The organism is Streptomyces sp. GQ60, assembly GCF_059758875.1.
Genome location: NZ_JCAXEG010000059.1, coordinates 1 through 674, shown reverse-complemented (window position 1 = coordinate 674; position 674 = coordinate 1). Strand labels below are relative to the sequence as shown.

The 674-nt window shown below is 72.3% G+C and carries 1 protein-coding gene; it reads right to left on the bottom strand.

The annotated features are described in order from the left end of the window. On the bottom strand, window positions 1-674 hold a 674-nt coding region (locus AC6CKD_RS37940; protein WP_498333985.1), incomplete at both ends, for an amidohydrolase family protein.

Here is a 674-nt window from a genome sequence, read left to right as displayed (position 1 = left end):
AGGGCGACCTGGACGTCGTGCTCCTCCGCGACCCGCAGGGCGGTGTCCAGGGCGCGGGTGTGCGCGCCCATGTCCTCGTGGACCTTGAAGCCGGACGCGCCGCCCTCTGCGAGGGCCTCGACCAGCGGGGCCGGGTCCGAGGAGGAACCGCGGGCCAGGAAGCCGATGTTGACGGGCCAGGCGTCGAAGGCGTTGAACGCGTGCTTCAGCGCCCACGGGGAGTTGACGCCGACGCCCCAGACGGGGCCGAACTCCTGCCCGATGATCGTGGTGACGCCCGCGGCGAGCGAGGCCTCCATGATGCGCGGGGAGAGCAGGTGCACGTGGGTGTCGACGGCGCCGGCGGTGGCGATCATGCCCTCGCCGGAGACGATGCTCGTGCCCGTGCCGACCACCACGTCCACCCCGTCGAGGGTGTCGGGGTTGCCGGCCCGGCCGATCGCGTGGATGCGGCCCTCGCGGATGCCGATGCTGGTCTTGCGGATGCCGAGCACGGCGTCGATGACCAGCACGTTGCTGATCACCACGTCGCAGGTGTCGCGGACGGCGGCGGCCTTCAGGTGCAGTCCGTCGCGGGCGGTCTTGCCGAAGCCGGCCAGGAACTCGTCCCCGGGCTTCTGCGAATCGGACTCCACCCGGACGATGAGCCCGGAGTCGCCGAGCCGGACCCGGTC